The organism is Rhodovulum visakhapatnamense (assembly GCF_004365965.1).
Taxonomy (GTDB): Bacteria; Pseudomonadota; Alphaproteobacteria; order Rhodobacterales; family Rhodobacteraceae; genus Rhodovulum; species Rhodovulum visakhapatnamense.
The window spans coordinates 1-16,751 of the sequence record NZ_SOEB01000014.1 but is presented as its reverse complement, the minus strand read 5'-3'; the positions used below and the strand labels follow the sequence as shown (position 1 = coordinate 16,751).

12 protein-coding genes, 1 tRNA gene and 2 pseudogenes are annotated in these 16,751 nt (G+C 63.5%); 7 read left to right on the top strand and 8 right to left on the bottom strand.

Going from position 1 to position 16,751, the window contains the following annotated elements; all coding sequences use genetic code 11:
* Positions 1–6: 6 nt before the first annotated feature.
* From EV657_RS13085 to fabI, 4 genes are all read right to left on the bottom strand, one after another.
* Positions 7–1,857, bottom strand: a complete 1,851-nt coding sequence (locus tag EV657_RS13085) for a peptidyl-prolyl cis-trans isomerase (RefSeq protein ID WP_134078214.1) — start codon at positions 1,855–1,857, stop codon at positions 7–9.
* Positions 1,858–1,923: 66 nt separating this feature from the next.
* Positions 1,924–3,108 carry an aminotransferase gene (locus EV657_RS13080; RefSeq protein ID WP_134078212.1) on the bottom strand — a complete coding sequence of 395 codons (1,185 nt, stop codon included), beginning with the start codon at positions 3,106–3,108 and terminating at the stop codon, positions 1,924–1,926.
* Positions 3,109–3,116: 8 nt separating this feature from the next.
* The gene (gpt, locus tag EV657_RS13075) at positions 3,117–3,623 is read right to left on the bottom strand and encodes a xanthine phosphoribosyltransferase (RefSeq protein WP_075785385.1); all 507 of its coding nucleotides are present in this window, start codon (positions 3,621–3,623) and stop codon (positions 3,117–3,119) included.
* 82 nt (positions 3,624–3,705) lie between these two features.
* On the bottom strand, positions 3,706–4,530 hold the full coding sequence (fabI, locus tag EV657_RS13070) for an enoyl-ACP reductase FabI (protein WP_075785386.1): 825 nt from the start codon (positions 4,528–4,530) through the stop codon (positions 3,706–3,708).
* A gap of 97 nt (positions 4,531–4,627) precedes the next feature.
* On the opposite strand from fabI, the pseudogene pdxH reads away from it, so the two are divergent.
* The 5 genes and pseudogenes from pdxH to EV657_RS13045 all read left to right on the top strand — a co-directional run.
* Positions 4,628–5,236, top strand: a pseudogene (gene pdxH / locus EV657_RS13065) (pyridoxamine 5'-phosphate oxidase); the annotation flags it as partial.
* A gap of 120 nt (positions 5,237–5,356) precedes the next feature.
* Complete coding sequence (locus EV657_RS13060) at positions 5,357–5,902, top strand: cold-shock protein (protein ID WP_075785388.1); 546 nt, start codon at positions 5,357–5,359, stop codon at positions 5,900–5,902.
* Positions 5,860–6,369, top strand: a complete 510-nt coding sequence (locus EV657_RS13055) for a DUF192 domain-containing protein (RefSeq protein WP_075785389.1) — start codon at positions 5,860–5,862, stop codon at positions 6,367–6,369. The genes EV657_RS13060 and EV657_RS13055 overlap by 43 nt, the downstream gene beginning before the upstream one ends.
* Positions 6,370–6,418: 49 nt before the next feature.
* Positions 6,419–6,495, top strand: a tRNA-Pro gene (locus EV657_RS13050).
* A 473-nt stretch (positions 6,496–6,968) separates the two neighbouring features.
* Positions 6,969–10,640: a vitamin B12-dependent ribonucleotide reductase gene (locus EV657_RS13045; protein WP_134078209.1), complete on the top strand. Its 3,672-nt coding sequence runs from the start codon at positions 6,969–6,971 to the stop codon at positions 10,638–10,640.
* 598 nt (positions 10,641–11,238) lie between these two features.
* On the opposite strand, the gene EV657_RS13040 is transcribed toward EV657_RS13045, so the two are convergent.
* The gene (locus EV657_RS13040) at positions 11,239–11,526 is read right to left on the bottom strand and encodes a hypothetical protein (RefSeq protein WP_134078207.1); all 288 of its coding nucleotides are present in this window, start codon (positions 11,524–11,526) and stop codon (positions 11,239–11,241) included.
* A gap of 75 nt (positions 11,527–11,601) precedes the next feature.
* Positions 11,602–11,856, bottom strand: a complete 255-nt coding sequence (locus EV657_RS13035; RefSeq protein ID WP_134078206.1) for a hypothetical protein — start codon at positions 11,854–11,856, stop codon at positions 11,602–11,604.
* Positions 11,857–12,273: 417 nt separating this feature from the next.
* Here EV657_RS13035 and EV657_RS13030 point away from each other — a divergent pair, with 417 nt between their 5' ends.
* Complete coding sequence (locus EV657_RS13030; RefSeq protein WP_134078204.1) at positions 12,274–12,843, top strand: recombinase family protein; 570 nt, start codon at positions 12,274–12,276, stop codon at positions 12,841–12,843.
* A gap of 74 nt (positions 12,844–12,917) precedes the next feature.
* Here EV657_RS13030 and EV657_RS13025 read toward each other — a convergent pair whose 3' ends face one another.
* Positions 12,918–15,539, bottom strand: coding sequence for a DEAD/DEAH box helicase family protein (locus EV657_RS13025; protein WP_134078202.1), 2,622 nt, complete (start codon positions 15,537–15,539; stop codon positions 12,918–12,920).
* Positions 15,536–16,171 (bottom strand): site-specific DNA-methyltransferase, encoded by a 636-nt coding sequence (locus EV657_RS13020; protein WP_279587391.1) that lies wholly within the window; start codon positions 16,169–16,171, stop codon positions 15,536–15,538. The genes EV657_RS13025 and EV657_RS13020 overlap by 4 nt, the downstream gene beginning before the upstream one ends.
* Positions 16,172–16,353: 182 nt before the next feature.
* Here EV657_RS13020 and EV657_RS13015 point away from each other — a divergent pair.
* A pseudogene (locus EV657_RS13015) lies at positions 16,354–16,751 on the top strand (IS5 family transposase); the annotation flags it as partial.

Here is a 16,751-nt window from a genome sequence, read left to right as displayed (position 1 = left end):
GGGCGCTTACCGGAACTGGGCATGGACGGCGTTGATCGCCGCCTGGTCGAGCGACAGCCCGGCGGCGTTGATCACCGCCTGGGCGAACGAGCTGTAAAGGTCCTGGGCGATCCCCTGGCTGGCCTGCGAGGCGATGCTTTGGCGCAGCGCCTCGGCGCCCGGATCGTTGCCGTCGGGCGGCAGGATGGCGTCGAGCCGGATCAGCCAGACCTCGTCGCCCGAGGGCACGACGGCGGTGTCGCCCTCGGCCCCCAGCGCAAACAGCGCATCGGACAGCGGCTGGGGCATCAGCCCGCCGCGCGACAGGGCGCTTTCCGACGTCACTTCGGGCCCGAGCGCGGCCATGTCCTCGCCATTCTCGACCCGCGCCTTCAGCGCCTCGGCCTTGGCGGCAAGCTCGCGCGCGGTTTCGGCCGCGCGCCAATCCTCGGCGACCTGGTCGCGCACGGCGTCGAGCGGACGCAGGGTGGGCGGGGTTTCCCCGTCGAGCCGCAGCGCGAAGATGCCGCCGTCGTCCAGTTCCTTCACTTCGGGGAAATCGCCCTCGACCGCCGCATTGGCGGCCTCGCGGAAGTCCTGATAGGCGGCGATGCCCTGGTCGCTATTGGCGGTATAGTCGATCTCGCCCAGCTCCATGTCGGTTTCGCGTGCCAGATCCTCAAGCGTCGCGCCCGCCGCCAGCAGGTCGTCGAAGTCCGACATCTTGTCGGCGATCATCCGAACCGCGCGGTCGTGCACCGCCTCGGGGGCGAGGGTTTCGCGCGCCTCCTCGAAGGGGATTTCCTGCTTGGCGAGGATCGCGTTCACCCGGAAGATCGCGGGCCCGAGATCCGACATCACCGGCCCGGCAAGACCGGGTTCGGTCAGCGCAAAGACCGCCTGTCCGGCCGCGCCGCCGATCTGCACCTCGGAGACGTCGCCAAGGTCGATATCGTCGATCGAGAGGCCCCGCGCCGCCACCGCGTCGTCGAAGCTCTCTTCGCCCGAGGCGATCTTGTCCCAGGCGGCTTGGGCCTCGGTCATGTCGGCAAAGACCAGCCGTTCGACAAGACGTTTCTCGGGCTGCACGAACTCGTCGATATGTTCCTGATAAAGCTGATGCAGCAACTCTTCGTCGGGCTCGATCCGGTCCGCCATCATCTCGGGGGTGAGCCAGGCATAGGTGATCTTGCGCGTCATCGGGGCGGTGTAGGCAGCGGGGGTCGCTTCGTACTGGGCGGTCAGATCGTCCCCGGTCGGGTCGGGCACCGGCGCGTCGAGATCCTCGGCGGTCAGGTGGATCAGGCTGACGCTGCGCCGTTCGGCGATGAAGGTGTACAGCGTGTCGACATAGGTCTTGGGCGGGTTCAGCCCGGCAACGACGGCCGTCTGCAGCAGCGAGCGCGCGGCCTCGTCGCGGAGCGAGGTTTCGAACTGCGCCTCGGTCAGGCCGTTCTGCGACAGGGTGTAGCGATAGGCCTCGCGGTCGAAGCTGCCATCGGGGCCCTTGAAGGCGTCGATCCGCATCACCTCGCGGGCGACCTGATCGTCGCCGACCGACACGCCGATCCGGGCCATCTCGTTGTCGAGCGCGGCATTCGAGATCACCTGGGCGCGGATGGCATCGACCAGCCCGGTCGACTGGGCCTCGGCGATGCTCATGGTCTGGCCGCCGGTTGCCGCCGCGCGGGCGCGCAATTCGCGCTGCAGCGCGCGGGCATAGGTGTCGGTGCTGATCTTCGTGTCGCCGACGCTGCCGATGGCTTCGACCCGGCCGCCGAAATTACTGACCCCGAACCCGCCGAGGCCCAGCACCACGAAGATCAGCATCAGCCAGACGAGCGTCTTCGAGAATTGCTTGCCTTTGGACTTGGACATCGGGCCGCCTCCCTGCCGGATCTGGGTTCGCTGCTGTGTAGGTCTTTGCGCGGCCCCCCGCAAGCGTCAGGGGCGGAAGGCCGCAAGCCGCTCGAACAGCGTCCGAAGGCCCGGACGGCCGATATTGGCAAAGGCGATCCGCAGCTGGTCGCGGCTGCCCGGATCGGCCTCGGGCAGGAACATCGACCCGGGCAGCAGGAGCACGCCCGCCTCGGCCACGAGACGCCGGGCGAGCGTCGTCGAGTCGATGGCGAAGGGGTGGCGCACCCAGGCGAAGAAGGCGCCCGCGCCCATCAGATCCCAGCCCGGCAGGGCGGCGAAGCCGGTTTCGACGGCTGTGCGGCGGGCGAGGATCTCGGCCCGTTCGTCGGCCTTCCAGGCGGCGAGGTTGCACAGCCCCCAAAGTGCCGCGCGCTGGCCAAGCTGGTTGGCGCAGATCGCCACCGTGTCGAGGAATTTCCCGACCTCGGCCACGATCGGTTCGGCGGCCACCAGCGCGCCCACGCGATGCCCGGTCAGCCGGTAGGCCTTGGAGAAGGAGTAAAGCTGGATCAGCGTGTCGCCCCAGTCGGGATCGGCGAACAGCCGGTGCGGGGCGCCGTCGCGCCCGTCGAAATCGCGATAGGTCTCGTCGAGGATCAGGGCGATCCCGTGATTGCGGCAAAGCGCCAGGACCTCGGCCACGAGCCCCGCCGGATATTCGAGCCCGGTCGGGTTGTTGGGCGTGACCAGCACGATGGCGCGGGTGCGCGGCGTGATCAGGGCCGCGGTGCGCTGGACCTCGGGCAGCAGGTTGGCCCCGGTCGAGAGCGGCACCGCCCGCACGCCGGCCATGTCGAGCCACATCTTGTGATTGAAATACCAGGGCGTGGGCAGGATCACCTCGTCCCCGGCGGCGGCGATGGCCGAGACGGCCGCGCAGAAGGCCTGGTTGCAGCCCTGGGTGATGGCCACCTGTTCGGGCCGGATCGCGCCGCCATAGGCCGAGGACCACTGGTCGGCGATTTCGGCGCGCAGCTCGGGCAGGCCCAGCACGGGGCCGTAAAGATGCGCGCCCGGATCGTTCAGCGCGGCCTCGGCGATGGCCTGCCGCAGCGCCGCGGGCGGCGGGTCCATCGGCGCGGCCTGGCTGACATCGAGAAGCGGCCGGTCGGGCGGAAACTCGATCCCGTCAAGCCAGCGCCGGGCCTCCATGATCGGCGGGGCGAAGGTGGCGGCGGTGCCGCCGCGCGGTGGCTGGCGGGCGGGCATCGCGGCGGCTATTCGCCCGCGCGGTAGGGTTTGACGTATTGCAGCGCCATGTCCCAGGGGAAGAAGATCCAGGTGTCCTGGCTGACCTCGGTGATATAGGTGTCGACCTGCGGCCGGCCCATCGGCTTGGCATAGACCGTGGCGACATGGGCCTTGGGCATGGTCGCGCGGACCACCTCGAGCGTCCGGCCGGTATCGACCAGATCGTCGACGATCAGCACCCCGGTGCCGTCGCCCACCAGATCGCGGTCGGGCATCTTGATGATGACCGGCGCGCTCTGGGACTGGTGGTTGTAGGACTTGACCGAGATCGTGTCGACCAGGCGGATGTCGAGTTCGCGCGAGACGATCATCGCCGGGGCCATGCCGCCCCGGGTGATCCCGACCACCGCGCGCCAGGCGCCGTTGTCGGGCCCCTGTCCGTCGAGCCTCCAGGCCAGCGCCCGCGCATCGCGGTGCAGCTGATCCCAGCTGACGTGAAAGCCTTTTTCATGGGGCAGACGGTCGGGGGCCATCGGTGTCTCCTGTGCGTGCCTTCGACGAATGGCAGGTCGCGCGCGCCCGCGTCAAGCGCTGCCGCGGGCGGGCGCGGACCGCTCAGCCGTCCTTGCGTCCGGTGACCGCGTCGATATCGGGGGCGTCGACCGCTTTCATGCCGACGCTGTGATAGCCGGCATCGACATGGTGCACCTCGCCGGTGACCGCGCTGCCGAGATCCGACAGAAGATAAAGCGCCGATTTTCCGACCTCGTCCTGGGTCACATTGCGCCGAAGCGGCGAATTCAGTTCATTCCATTTCAAGATATAGCGGAAATCGCCAATGCCGCTGGCGGCCAGCGTCTTGATCGGTCCGGCGGAAATGGCATTGACGCGAATTCCATCCTTGCCGAGGTCTTCGGCCATGTAGCGGACCGAGGCTTCGAGAGCGGCTTTTGCGACGCCCATCACGTTATAGTGAGGCATCACCCGCTCGGCCCCGTAATAGGTCAGCGTCAGCGCCGAACCGCCTTCGGTCATCAGGCGCGCGGCGCGCTGGACGGCGGCGGTGAAGGAGTAGACCGAGATGTCCATCGACATCAGGAAGTTCGACCGGGACGTGTCGACATAGCGGCCGCGCAGCTCGTTCTTGTCCGAGAAACCGATGGCATGGACGATGAAATCGAGCCGGCCCCAGCGCGCCTCGAGCGCGGCGAAGAGGGCGTCGAGCGACTCTTCGCTGGCGACGTCGCATTCCAGCACCATATCGCTGCCCAGGCTCTCGGCCAGCGGCATCACGCGCTTCTTAAGTGCTTCGCCCTGATAGGAAAAAGCCAGCTCAGCGCCGGCGTCCGCGCATTGCCGCGCGATCCCCCAGGCGATGGACTTGTCGTTGGCGAGTCCCATGATCAGGCCCCGCTTGCCCTCCATCAGCTTTGTCGACATCCGAGGTCCCCTCGACCATCTGTTCAAAAATTTGCCGCCGGTGTAGGGCAAATGCACGAACCCATCAAGTGCCACAGGGTCAACCAGGAGGACGCAGGCCATGAGCGACAGGGACGGACTATTTGTGGGCGACGATCCCTTCGCGATCGCGCGCGCCTGGCTGGCCGAAGCCGAAAAGACCGAACCGAACGATCCGAATGCGATCGCGCTGGCCACGGTCGACGCGCAGGGATTGCCGAATGCGCGGATGGTGCTGTTGAAGGAGATCGAGGACGACGCTTTCCTGTTCTACACCAATTACGATAGTGTAAAGGCGGGCGAAATTGCCCTAACGAATAAAGCGGCATTCGTGTTACACTGGAAATCATTGCGGCGCCAGATCCGGGTCCGTGGCGTGACCGAGAAGGAAGAAGGCGAAAAAGCCGATGCCTATTATGCCTCTCGTGCTCTGCAAAGCCGACTTGGAGCCTGGGCGTCGCAGCAGTCGCGACCCTTGGCGTCGCGGCGCGAATTGATGGCCGAGGTGGCGCTTGTCACCGCCAGGCGCGGCGTGTCGCCGCAACGGCCGCCCTTCTGGGGAGGCTTCAGGCTGAGGCCTCTCGAGATAGAATTCTGGGCCGACGGGGCCTTCCGCCTGCACGACCGGTTTCGCTGGTGCAGAGATACACTTGACGCTGAGTGGAAGATCGCCAGACTCTACCCTTGATTGCCCGGAGGCGGTCCGGGCAACGCGCGGCGGGACGATGGGGCGTCGAACTCTTTTTGGGGAGTGCGTCTGGCCAGCGTCCAGGCGCCTGAGGCATCAAAGACGACCGGGACCGGACGTATGGACAAGGACAGCGACACGGCGTTGCGCGTCGAAGGGCGTGTTAAGTGGTTCGATCCGTCAAAGGGGTTCGGCTTTGTCGTGTCCGACGAAGGCGGCCCCGATATCCTGCTGCACGCGAATGTGCTGCGGAACTTCGGACAGAATTCGGTTTCGGACGGGGCGGGCATCGTTCTGGTCGTGAACCGGACGGCCCGCGGGCTACAGGCGACAGAGGTTCTGAAGATCGAGCCGCCCGTTGCCGCCGGGGCGCCCGCGCTCGAGGATGCGATGCATCTGACGGCCGAACAGGTCGCGGCATTGCCGCTGGAACCCGCACGCGTTAAATGGTTCGACAAGGCCAAGGGCTTCGGTTTTGCCAATGTCTTCGGCCGCGACGACGATGTGTTCATTCATATCGAGGTGCTGCGGCGGTCGGGACTGGCCGATCTGCAGCCGGGCGAGGCCATCGCGGTGCGGGTCACCGAAGGCCAGCGCGGCCGCCTCGCAATATCGGTGGGTCCATGGGAAAGCGCGCTCGGTCCGGACGGGGCCTTCGCAAGATAGCGGTCCGGGCGGCGGCGGCCGGTCTTCTGGTCTGGGCGGTTGCGGGGGCGGCGCGTGCCGCCGATTGCGCCGAGACCCGGGTCGATCTGCGCGGCGACTGGGGCACGGCGCGGTTCACGGTCGAGATCGCCGATGACGAGGCCGAGCGGGCGCTTGGCCTGATGAACCGGACGCATCTGGCCGGATCGGCGGGGATGCTTTTCGTCTATCCCGATCCGCAGCCCGTCGCCTTCTGGATGGAGAACACGCTGATCCCGCTCGACATGATCTTCCTCGACGGGGCGGGTCGGGTGAAGAAGGTCCATGCCGACGCGGTGCCGCTGGACCGGAGGCCCATCGACGGCGGGCCGGGCATTCTGGCGGTGCTCGAGATCAATGGCGGGCTGGCCGGGCGGCTGGGCATCGCGCCCGGCACCGAGCTGCGCCATCCCGCCTTCGGGCCAGACGCCGCCTGGCCCTGCGACTAGGACCCAAGCCTCTTTCCTTGGGGCGGCCTGGGCGCTATGGAGGCGGCCACGGGGCGTAGCGCAGCCTGGTAGCGCGACGGCTTTGGGTGCCGTAGGCCGTGGGTTCGAATCCCGCCGCCCCGACCATAACCCACTTTGTTAACCTTTTGAGCGTATTCGGCTTTTTCGCCGCAGGTTCTGCTCATATTCGTCAACGCGGGGGACGAATCTCAACCTTCGCGTGCAAGCCCTTCTTCTGGCGCGGTTTTCCATCCCCATTCTGTTTTCCACAAGCTGTGGATGACTCAAGCCCTTGTGGTCAGCCGTTCAGTCAACCCCAAAAACTTGGCCTTGGGCGCAAGAATCGCGTTGACCAATCCCCTAATTTTCCGTCAATTTGTATGGGCTGGGTGAGGCAACACTAGATCTAGTGGCTCGACCGAGGGTCGGGAACAGCGCCTCGGCGGGACAGGACCAAGGGCACAGAACACGGGCTGCGGCGCGCATGCCGGATCCGGCGGCAAGACCGCCGGTGAGGCCATGCGTTTGCCTGACGGCAGACGGGCCCGGGACGCTTTCGCGGCGCCGGGACAGAAAAATACGGGATACGGGGCAGATCCATGAAGATCGAACGCAAATTCACCACCGAAGAGACCGGCGCCTACGGCGCGCTCGAGTTCGTGTCGACGACGTCGGAGATTCGCAATCCCGATGGCAAGGTGGTGTTCCGGCTCGACGAGGTGGAGGTCCCCGCGGGCTGGAGCCAGGTCGCAAGCGACGTGATCGCCCAGAAGTACTTCCGCAAGGCCGGCGTTCCGGCGCGACGGACCCCGGTGCCCGAAGAGGGCGTTCCCGCCTTCCTGTGGCGATCCGTGCCCGATACGGACGAGCTGGAAGCCCTGCCCGAGGATGCGCGCTTCGGCGGCGAGACCTCGGCGCGGCAGGTCTTCGACCGGATGGCGGGCGCCTGGACCTATTGGGGCTGGAAGGGCGGCTATTTCACCACCGAGGAAGACGCCCGCGCCTATTACGACGAGATGCGCTACATGCTGGCGACCCAGATGGCCGCGCCCAACAGCCCGCAATGGTTCAATACCGGGCTGCACTGGGCCTATGGCATCGACGGTCCGGGGCAGGGGCATTACTATGTCGACTACAAGTCGGGCAAGCTGACCAAGTCGGGCTCGGCCTATGAACACCCGCAGCCCCATGCCTGCTTCATCCAGTCGATCAAGGACGATCTGGTGAACGAGGGCGGCATCATGGACCTCTGGGTCCGCGAGGCGCGGCTGTTCAAGTACGGCTCGGGCACCGGCACCAACTTCTCGTCGCTCCGCGCCGAGGGCGAGGCGCTGTCGGGCGGGGGCAAGTCCTCGGGTCTGATGGGCTTTCTTCGGATCGGCGACCGGGCCGCGGGCGCAATCAAGTCGGGCGGTACGACCCGTCGAGCAGCGAAGATGGTGATCTGCGACATGGATCACCCAGATATCGAGTCCTTCATCAACTGGAAGGTCATCGAGGAACAGAAGGTCGCGAGCCTCGTGGCGGGCTCCAAGACCCATGAAAAGCACCTGAACGCGATCTTCGATGCGATCCGCGTTTGGGACGGCAATGCCGACGCGGCCTTCGACCCGGGCAGGAATGACGGCCTGAAGGCCGCGATCCGGGCCGCCAAGAAGGCGATGCTGCCCGAAGCCTATGTCAAGCGCGTGCTCGATTATGCGCGCCAGGGGTATTCCTCGATCGAGTTCCCCACCTACGACACCGATTGGGACAGCGAGGCCTATGCCACGGTGTCGGGCCAGAATTCCAACAACTCCGTCCGCGTGACCGACGCCTTCCTGAAGGCGGTCCGCGAGGATGCAGATTGGGAACTGGTCCGGCGGACCGACGGCACAGTCGCCAAGACCGTCAAGGCCCGCGAGTTGTGGAGCCAGGTGGGCCACGCCGCCTGGTCCTGCGCCGATCCGGGCATCCAGTTCCACGACACCATCAACGCCTGGCACACCTGCCCGGCCGATGGCGAGATCCGCGCCTCGAATCCGTGCTCGGAATACATGTTCCTCGACGACACGGCCTGCAACCTCGCCTCGATGAACCTGCTGACCTTCTGGGGCGACGGCGCGTTCCAGGCCGAGGATTATGCCCATGCCACCCGGCTCTGGACGCTGACGCTGGAAATTTCGGTGATGATGGCGCAGTTCCCCTCGAAGGAAATCGCGCGCCTGTCCTACGATTTCCGCACGCTGGGGCTTGGCTATGCCAATATCGGCGGGCTTCTGATGACCATGGGGCTCGGCTATGACAGCGACGAGGGCCGGGCGCTGTGCGGCGCGCTGACCGCCGTTCTGACCGGCATCGCCTATGCCACCTCGGCCGAGATCGCGGGCGAGCTGGGCGCCTTCCCGGGCCACAAGCGCAATGCCGCCTCCATGCTGCGGGTGATCCGCAACCACCGCAACGCCGCCTGGGGCAAGGCCAAGGGCTATGACGGGCTCGCCGTGCCGCCGGTGCCGCTCGATCACGCCAACTGCCCCGACGAACGCCTGGTCGAGATGGCGATGTCGGCCTGGGACGAGGCGCTGGCGCTGGGCGAGAAACATGGTTTCCGCAACGCGCAGGTTTCGGTGATCGCGCCGACCGGGACCATCGGTCTGGTGATGGATTGCGACACCACCGGCATCGAGCCCGATTTTGCGCTGGTCAAGTTCAAGAAGCTCGCGGGCGGCGGCTATTTCAAGATCATCAACCGGTCTGTCCCGGCCGCGCTCGAGGCGCTGGGCTACGGCCCGGCCCAGATCGAAGAAATCATCGGCCATGCGGTGGGCCATGGCACGCTGGGCAACTGCCCCGGCATCAACCACACCTCGCTGATCGGCCATGGCTTCGGTCAGGCCGAGATCGACAAGATCGAGGCGGCGCTGCCCTCGGCCTTCGACATCCGCTTCGTCTTCAACCAGTGGACCCTGGGCGAGGAATTCTGCACCCGCGTGCTGGGCATCCCCGCCGCCAAGATGGCCGATCCGGGCTTCGACCTGTTGCGCCATCTGGGCTTCAGCCGGGCCGATATCGAGGCCGCGAACGACCATGTCTGCGGGACGATGACGCTGGAAGGCGCGCCGCATCTCAAGCCCGAGCATTACCGGGTCTTCGACTGCGCCAATCCCTGCGGCAAGAAGGGCAAGCGCTTCCTCAGCGTCGACAGCCACATCAAGATGATGGCGGCCGCGCAAAGCTTCATCTCGGGCGCGATCTCGAAGACGATCAACATGCCCAACGATGCCACCATCGAGGATTGCCTGTCGGCCTATGAACTCAGCTGGTCGCTGGGGGTGAAGGCCAATGCGCTTTACCGCGACGGGTCCAAGCTCAGCCAGCCGCTGGCCTCGGCGCTCGTCGAGGATGACGAGGAGGCCGAAGAGATCCTCGCGACCGGCACCCCGGCCGAGAAGGCGCAGGTCATCGCCGAGAAGATCGTCGAGAAGGTGGTGGTCAAGGAAATCGTCCGCAGCCACCGCGAAAAGCTTCCGACCCGGCGCAAGGGCTATACCCAGAAGGCGATCATCGGCGGCCACAAGGTCTATCTGCGCACCGGCGAATATCAGGACGGGACGCTGGGCGAGATCTTCATCGACATGCACAAGGAAGGCGCGGGTTTCCGGGCGATGATGAACAACTTCGCCATCGCTGTGTCCGTGGGCCTGCAATACGGCGTACCGCTCGAGGAATTCGTCGAGGCCTTCACCTTCACCCGGTTCGAGCCCGCGGGCATCGTGCAGGGCAACGACTCGATCAAGAACGCGACCTCGATCCTCGACTACATCTTCCGCGAACTGGCGGTCAGCTATCTCGACCGGACCGATCTGGCCCATGTCAAGCCGACCGGCGCCGCCTTCGAGGAACTGGGCAGCGGCCATGAAGAGGGCAAGGCGAATGTCGCCCCGGTCTCGGACAGCGCCGCGTCGAAGTCGCTGGAGGTGCTCAAGCAGATCAGCTCGACCGGCTATCTGCGCAAGCGCCTGCCGCAGGAACTGGTGGTGCTGCAGGGCGGCATGGGGGCGGTCGCCTTCGCCAGCAGCATCGACACGGCGGTCGCGCTGCCCGCAGCGGGTCCGGCCTCTGGCGCGGCCACGGCGCTTGCCACGGGCACGGTGCCGATGGATGCCCGCGTCAAGGCCAAGATGCAGGGCTACGAGGGCGATCCTTGCGGCGAATGCGGCAACTACACGCTGGTCCGGAACGGCACCTGCATGAAGTGCAACACCTGCGGTGCGACGAGCGGCTGCAGCTAAGACCGGGTAAATGTCGCTCCGGCGAAAGTTCCTCCCAAATCGGGCCAGTTTGTCCCGCTTTGGGGGGAGTCTGTCCCGGGCGGGCTGGCCCTCCCTGAGTTCGGAGCCCCGCAGTCTGCGTATTCTTGCAGAACTGTCTGATGTTTTTGACGAAATTTCGTGGTCGATCCCCGCCTCAGCATTTCCATGGGCGAAAGGATGCGCTTGAATCTGAGTGACGCGGTCGGCCCTGCACTGAAGCTCCGGCGGAGGGCGGAGGCGACTTTAGTCCACAACCTATGCGGAGTGCGTCGCCGTTGCGGCCTGCCGCGTTCGGGGCAGGACGGGAAACGAAGCGCGCTGACGGTCAATGAATCGTGCTCACGGTGGAGACTCCGTGGCGATTCAGACCAAAAGGCTAAAGGCCACCGGAAGCGACCTGTTGCCTATATCTCTGATATTATTGAGATATTTTGGCTCCGGCGGTAGGGCTGGCGGGACCAAACCTAACGTGGTCTCACTGGCCTCAAGCGCCTTTATATCAACGCTTTGCGCGACATGCGCTTCAACCCGGCTGCCCGGCGTGTGTGCCGGACGTGGTGGATTTGTGTGCTTGAAACTACTGGCTTTCCTTAGCTTCTGGCAAGAGGTCTTCGCTGCGTCGGGCAACTGACCTGCTGATTTCGGTCAAGATGCCCAAGACAAGGGCGCAAAAAAGCACGACATATCCTTGGCTGATGAACGCCTTTGCCTGTGCAGACGCTTTTTGTGCTGTGTCTATGGGAAGTATATTTGCAGCCACCGACGCTGTTTGATTTATTTGAACTTCGTATCCTTGGATCACGATGAGGAAGCCCACAACGGCTCCAATCCATGCGACAATCCGCCCGACCCTCGTAAAAAACATCTTCGCTCCTTCAACTTTTCTGTCGCCGGTTTATTCCACTCCGAAACGTTCTGGAAGGAATAACAAGGCTGGAGGTTATTCCTCTTCTGCATCCTGGGGCGCGATTGCCGCTATGGAACCGCTGATCTCCGCCAACATGCCCACCACAGCGCCGATCAAGAGCACCTTTAGGCCCTCGTCAATTGCCTCGCCGGTGGTGTCTGTCCCAAGATACCTAGGTGCCATTGCTTGATCTCCCAAGATCGCCATTGCGAAGCCGAGAACTGCGTGAGAGCCGCCAAGCACGACCATCAACCAAGCGATAGCCTTTGCCGTCTTCGTGAAGAACACTGTCAATCTCCGTTTCTGCCGACTTCGCTTTCTATGCGGTCAAGCGCACCACTGGAAAGCCCATTCGAAAATCGTAGAAAAATCTCAGGCCCCGAACTCGACGGTTGATGCTCCGCGCGTCCCCCCGTGGGGGGTGGCGTTCTCGGTGTAGCTGGCCGGGCATGTCGCCCATGCACCGCGCCCCCGGTCTCTGAAGCCGACCCACCAGCCCCCGGAACTCCCGCGCGACACTCGCACCGGACCACCTTCGCGCCACGCTCGCGCTGCCTCCTTCTGTCTCACAGGGCTTGCCCTAGCGAGTCGTCTTGGGCTGCCCGGAAATCTGTCCCAATGGAGTGGCCTTGACATTCTAAGACAGCTCAGCCTATCACGTCTAAGATCTTGTAAGACACATTCCGAGACGCAGGAGGCGAGACGATGCTTGTGGGATATGCGCGCACCTCGACGCTGGACCAGACAGCGGGCCTGGAGGGGCAGGAGCGGGACTTGAGGGCTGCCGGGTGCGAACGGCTGTTCGTGGAACAGGTCTCATCGGTGGACGTGAAGGAGCGGGCGAAGCTGGCCGAGGCGCTAGCCTATGTCCGCGAGGGTGACACGCTGGTTGTCACCAAGCTGGACCGGCTGGCCCGGTCGGTGGCCCACCTTCTGGACATCCTCGACACCCTGACCGAACGCGGCGCTGCGCTGCGGGTGCTGGACCTGAACCTGGACACCGGGACACCCACGGGGCGGCTGCTTCTCACCGTCCTTGGCGGCATCGCTCAGTTTGAGCGGGAGATCATGCTGGAGCGCCAGCGGGAGGGCATCGCCAAGGCCAAGGCCGCGGGGAAATACAAGGGCCGCAAGCCCACGGCACGGGCGAAGGCGGATGAGGTCTTGAAGTTGCACCGCGAGGGCGTAGGCGGGACCGAGATTGCGCGCCGCGTGGGCATCGGCAGGGCGAGCGTCTACAGGATACTCAGCGAGGAAAGCCCCGCGAACTCGTAAGGTTTTCGCCGTTCGGCCTCGACTATCTGTCTTTCGTTTTCAGGGCGCAGCGCGGGTTACTCATCCTTGGGGCTCTATTTCTCAAGAAAGTGGTCGAAGCTGGCCCTGAAATCGGCATTGCTTTGCCCCTGTTCGTTATAGAACGGAAGCCCATAGACAGCGTAATCCTTTCCCTGAAACACCGTCTCAATCCTGCCTTCGGCATTGATTTGGTTCAGGAACGCCTCTTTCCAGCCGTCCACCTGTTTCAGATGGTCGCCCTTTGGTTCGATGAATAGCTGGTGGATTGTGCTCTTGTCGTCACCCCTCCGGCGAAGAAAGAGAAGGAAATCCGGCTCAAATGCTTGGCCGTTGTCGAACGCATAGAGCTTCACGACTTTCTCATTCCGCAGCAGATAGAATTCTTCATATCGCTCGCTGAGACTCTTAGCGTGATCGTTTAGGTATTTTATGAAATGCTTTTCCTGATCGGTGCCGTAGTTGTCATCGTAGACGTGCCATTCCTTGGCCGACAGGTCGATCTGATCCAGCCCAGGAATGTTGCTTTCGGACCAGCTCCGCCCCGTTTCTCCCTCTTTGCTCAGCTTGAGGGTCTTGTCAATGAAGCGGTCTTTGATCGGGTAGGGCTTGAAATCCTTGCTCCCCAAGAACTCGACGCTCTCGCGCTTGATGCCCGCTTCGATCTGGTGAAGCACGAAGTGCGCAATATCGAGTTTCTGGCGAGCCGTTAGGTTGTCGAGATCGTCGGGCAGTCCACGGACGGACACGTTTGCACTGCCAAGGTAATTCTCTGACGCGATGAACTCGGCAATTCCGCTGAGCTGGGGGAAATATGCTCGCAGATTGGCGAAGTGGAAGAACTCGTTGGCGTCGAGCGCGAAGCGCAGGATCGGCGCGGCGAACTCGGCCAACTTGAAATCCCGCGCCACGGGTTCGCCCTGCGCTGATTGCTTCTGATCCTTTCCCCCGCCGAAGGCAGAGCTTTCCGTGATCCTGCCGGTCATGAGGGTCGGATAGGTGAAGCGGCTTTCGACCTTGTAGGCTTCTAGCCCGTCCACACCTTCGCGCGTGTTCTTCACTCGCTCGTTCACCCAGACCAACTCGGACTTGTAGAAATCCGACGCCTTGAAGCTCTCTTTCAGACGCAGAGTGACGGTGCGCGCCGTGTCGTCCAGCATTCCGGTTTCGCGCAGGGCGTTGCGGATGTCCTGAATGTATTTCGGGTTGTGCGAACAGTGGTAGTGCAGCTCCTCCAGCACCCGCAACGGATGGTCCACGGCGCTGTCATACTTGCGCTTCTCCGGGGCCGCATCGGGCTTCTCCGGGGCCGTGAAGGGGAAATAGCGCGCACCGCGCCCGATCAACTGCGCCTCGGCCATCGTGGTCTTGCCGACCTTGTTCTCGCGCCCGTCGCGGGTGTCGTAGAGCCGCACGATGTCGAACAGGTTGAGCACGTCCCACCCCTCGTTCAGCTTGTCCACGGCGAAGATCACACGAATCTCGTTGGTCCGGCTTTCCAGCGTGTTCAGCTCGATCTGCCGTTGTTCCAAATCCTTGGGGTTGTTGACGTTCACAACCTTGTCGAGCGCAAAATCGCCTTGCAGCTCCCGCGCGAAATCGTCGGCGGTCATGCCCCGCTCATCAAGGATGAAAGCGAACGCGCGGGACAGCGTGTCGTCGCCCTGAGAGGCCGCACGCAAAGCCTCAATCCGCTCCCCGGTCAGGCCTTCCACAAGCTCGGTGAACGCCGCCTCGTTGTCCGATGAGGCAGCGATCGTTTTGGATTTCATCAGGATCACCGGCTTGCAATGCAGCCCATGCGCCTCGGCCACCTTGCGGCGGTATTGGCTGAGGACCACGGCTTGCAGCATCCGCTCCACCGGCGGCAGGTCCGCTTGGCGCAACTCGATGTCCTTGGAATACCCATCCTCCCGAAACTGGCGCAGCGAATAGTCGTAGAGAATCTTGTCCTGATACTTCGCGCGGATCGCATCGTGTTCCAAATCCACGGTCGCCGTGAATTCCAAAAGCATGTTCTGCGGGTGCTGGGCGAAAATCCCGTTCACAGTGCTTTCCCAGCTCGCTTTTTCCTCGGCTTCGTTTCGGGTCAGCGTCTTTTTCGTCTCCGCGTTCAGGTGGTGCGCCTCGTCCGAGATCATGACCACCTTGTAATCGCGGAAATCCTCCATCGTGACTGCATTCTCGCGCGGCTCGGTCATGCGGCGGTGCAGCCCTTGAATGGTGGTGAAGTGAATGTTGATCGCCTCGCCGCTGGCTGCGTCGAACGTGTCCACGGCGCGCACCTCCACCAGCTTGTCGTCAATGCGGATTTGCGGGGCGAACAGGTATTTGGCAGAGACCGGGTTGAGGAAGTTGTCCTTGGTCTTCTCGATGATCTGGGCGGAGTTCACGAAGAACAGGAAGTTGCGATAGCCGCGCCGGTACAGGTCCAGGATCAGCGCCGCCATCAGCACCGTCTTGCCGCTGCCAGTGGCCATGTGGAACAGGAGCTGCGTAGGGCTGGGACGTGCTTCGTATTTCTCGATATAGAACAGATACCGTTGCAGCGCCCGGACCTGATAGGGCCGTAGCACGATCTTTCCGGCAAGATTGTCGGTGATGTCCGCCGGAAGGTCTGCCTTGAGCGCGCCGTATTTTTCCAGCGCGTCGAATTCTTGGTTGAGGCTCTGGCTCATCCCTCGACCCCATAGAAGGCGCGAGTCAGGCGGTGATCTTCCTCGGCAATGTCGGCGTGGGCCTCGTCGCCCAGGCTGCCGAAATTGACGTAGAGGTGGTTTGCGTCGAGACAGTCCATCAGAACGCGCTTCTGATCCTCCAGCGGCAGGGCGGCGAAATCGTCGGTGTCGAAGTCCGACAGGTCCACGTCATAGCGCAGATACCCGGTGGCCCGCATGTCGGCGTAGATGGTTTGCAGCGCCTCGGACGTATCCGCCGCGCCGATCCGGTCCGCAAAGGTGGCGTTGCAAGAGACAAGTTCGGCATAAACGAACGATCCGCCGCCCTGCCATTCCACCGCCTTGGAAATCCCGCCCTGTTCGCCTTCGATCACCTTTTTCAGCCGGGTCGCGGTCAGGTCTTGGATATAGTCCATCTGTTCGACCGCGATCCACCGGCGGCCCATCTTGAGCGCAACAGCTGCCGTAGTGCCGGAACCGGCGAAGAAATCCAGAACAATGTCACCGGGATCAGTGCAAATCTCAAAGATACGCTCAATCAACTGCTCTGGCTTAATTGTATCAAAGTCAACGTTATAAAGCTCTAGCGCAGTGATGTGGGCTTTGGCTTGTCGTGTCGTTTTTACATCCAACAGGATCGTTGGATATGGTCTTGTCGGTATCTCTTTCGCAAACTCGCGAACGTAGGGCTTCCATCGGCCAGTTTCTTCATCCTGCTTCCAAATTAGGCGCCCCTCTTCGTCAGCCTTCTTAGGTCGTGTTGACAAAAGGGATTCACATCAGGCTTTGAGCATGATTCAAACTGGCATCTGCGATGGAGACCAGCTTGGCACGAGACCTTATGTCGGACGAGGAATGGGCGTTCTTTGAGCGCTTCATCCTCGCCGTCCGCGCCCCGAACGGGCGCAAACCCACCAACCACCGCCTCGTTCTTGATGGGATTTTCTGGATTGCCCGAACCGGGGCGCCATGGCGCGATCTTCCCGGGGAGTTCGGCAAATGGTCGAGCGTCTATCGGCAATTCCGGCGCTGGACGTTGGCCGGGCTCTGGGAGGACATCATGGAGGCCCTGAACCAGAGCGGAGCCGTGCCAAGCGCCCTGCAGATGATCGACAGCACCGTGATCCGCGCCCACCATCAGGCAGCGGGCGCTAAAGGGGGACTCCACGACAGGGTTTCGGCCGTTCTCGAGGTGGCTTTACGACCAAAATC

Excerpts from the sequence above, each read along its gene's own strand:
- EV657_RS13030 (WP_134078204.1), top strand. The coding sequence starts at position 12,274 with ATGCTTGTGGGATATGCGCGCACCTCGACGCTGGACCAGACAGCGGGC.
- EV657_RS13080 (WP_134078212.1), bottom strand. The coding sequence starts at position 3,108 with ATGCCCGCCCGCCAGCCACCGCGCGGCGGCACCGCCGCCACCTTCGCC.
- EV657_RS13040 (WP_134078207.1), bottom strand. The coding sequence starts at position 11,526 with ATGTTTTTTACGAGGGTCGGGCGGATTGTCGCATGGATTGGAGCCGTT.
- fabI (WP_075785386.1), bottom strand. The coding sequence starts at position 4,530 with ATGTCGACAAAGCTGATGGAGGGCAAGCGGGGCCTGATCATGGGACTC.
- EV657_RS13055 (WP_075785389.1), top strand. The coding sequence starts at position 5,860 with ATGGGAAAGCGCGCTCGGTCCGGACGGGGCCTTCGCAAGATAGCGGTC.
- EV657_RS13025 (WP_134078202.1), bottom strand. The coding sequence starts at position 15,539 with ATGAGCCAGAGCCTCAACCAAGAATTCGACGCGCTGGAAAAATACGGC.
- EV657_RS13085 (WP_134078214.1), bottom strand. The coding sequence starts at position 1,857 with ATGTCCAAGTCCAAAGGCAAGCAATTCTCGAAGACGCTCGTCTGGCTG.
- EV657_RS13060 (WP_075785388.1), top strand. The coding sequence starts at position 5,357 with ATGGACAAGGACAGCGACACGGCGTTGCGCGTCGAAGGGCGTGTTAAG.
- gpt (WP_075785385.1), bottom strand. The coding sequence starts at position 3,623 with ATGGCCCCCGACCGTCTGCCCCATGAAAAAGGCTTTCACGTCAGCTGG.
- EV657_RS13045 (WP_134078209.1), top strand. The coding sequence starts at position 6,969 with ATGAAGATCGAACGCAAATTCACCACCGAAGAGACCGGCGCCTACGGC.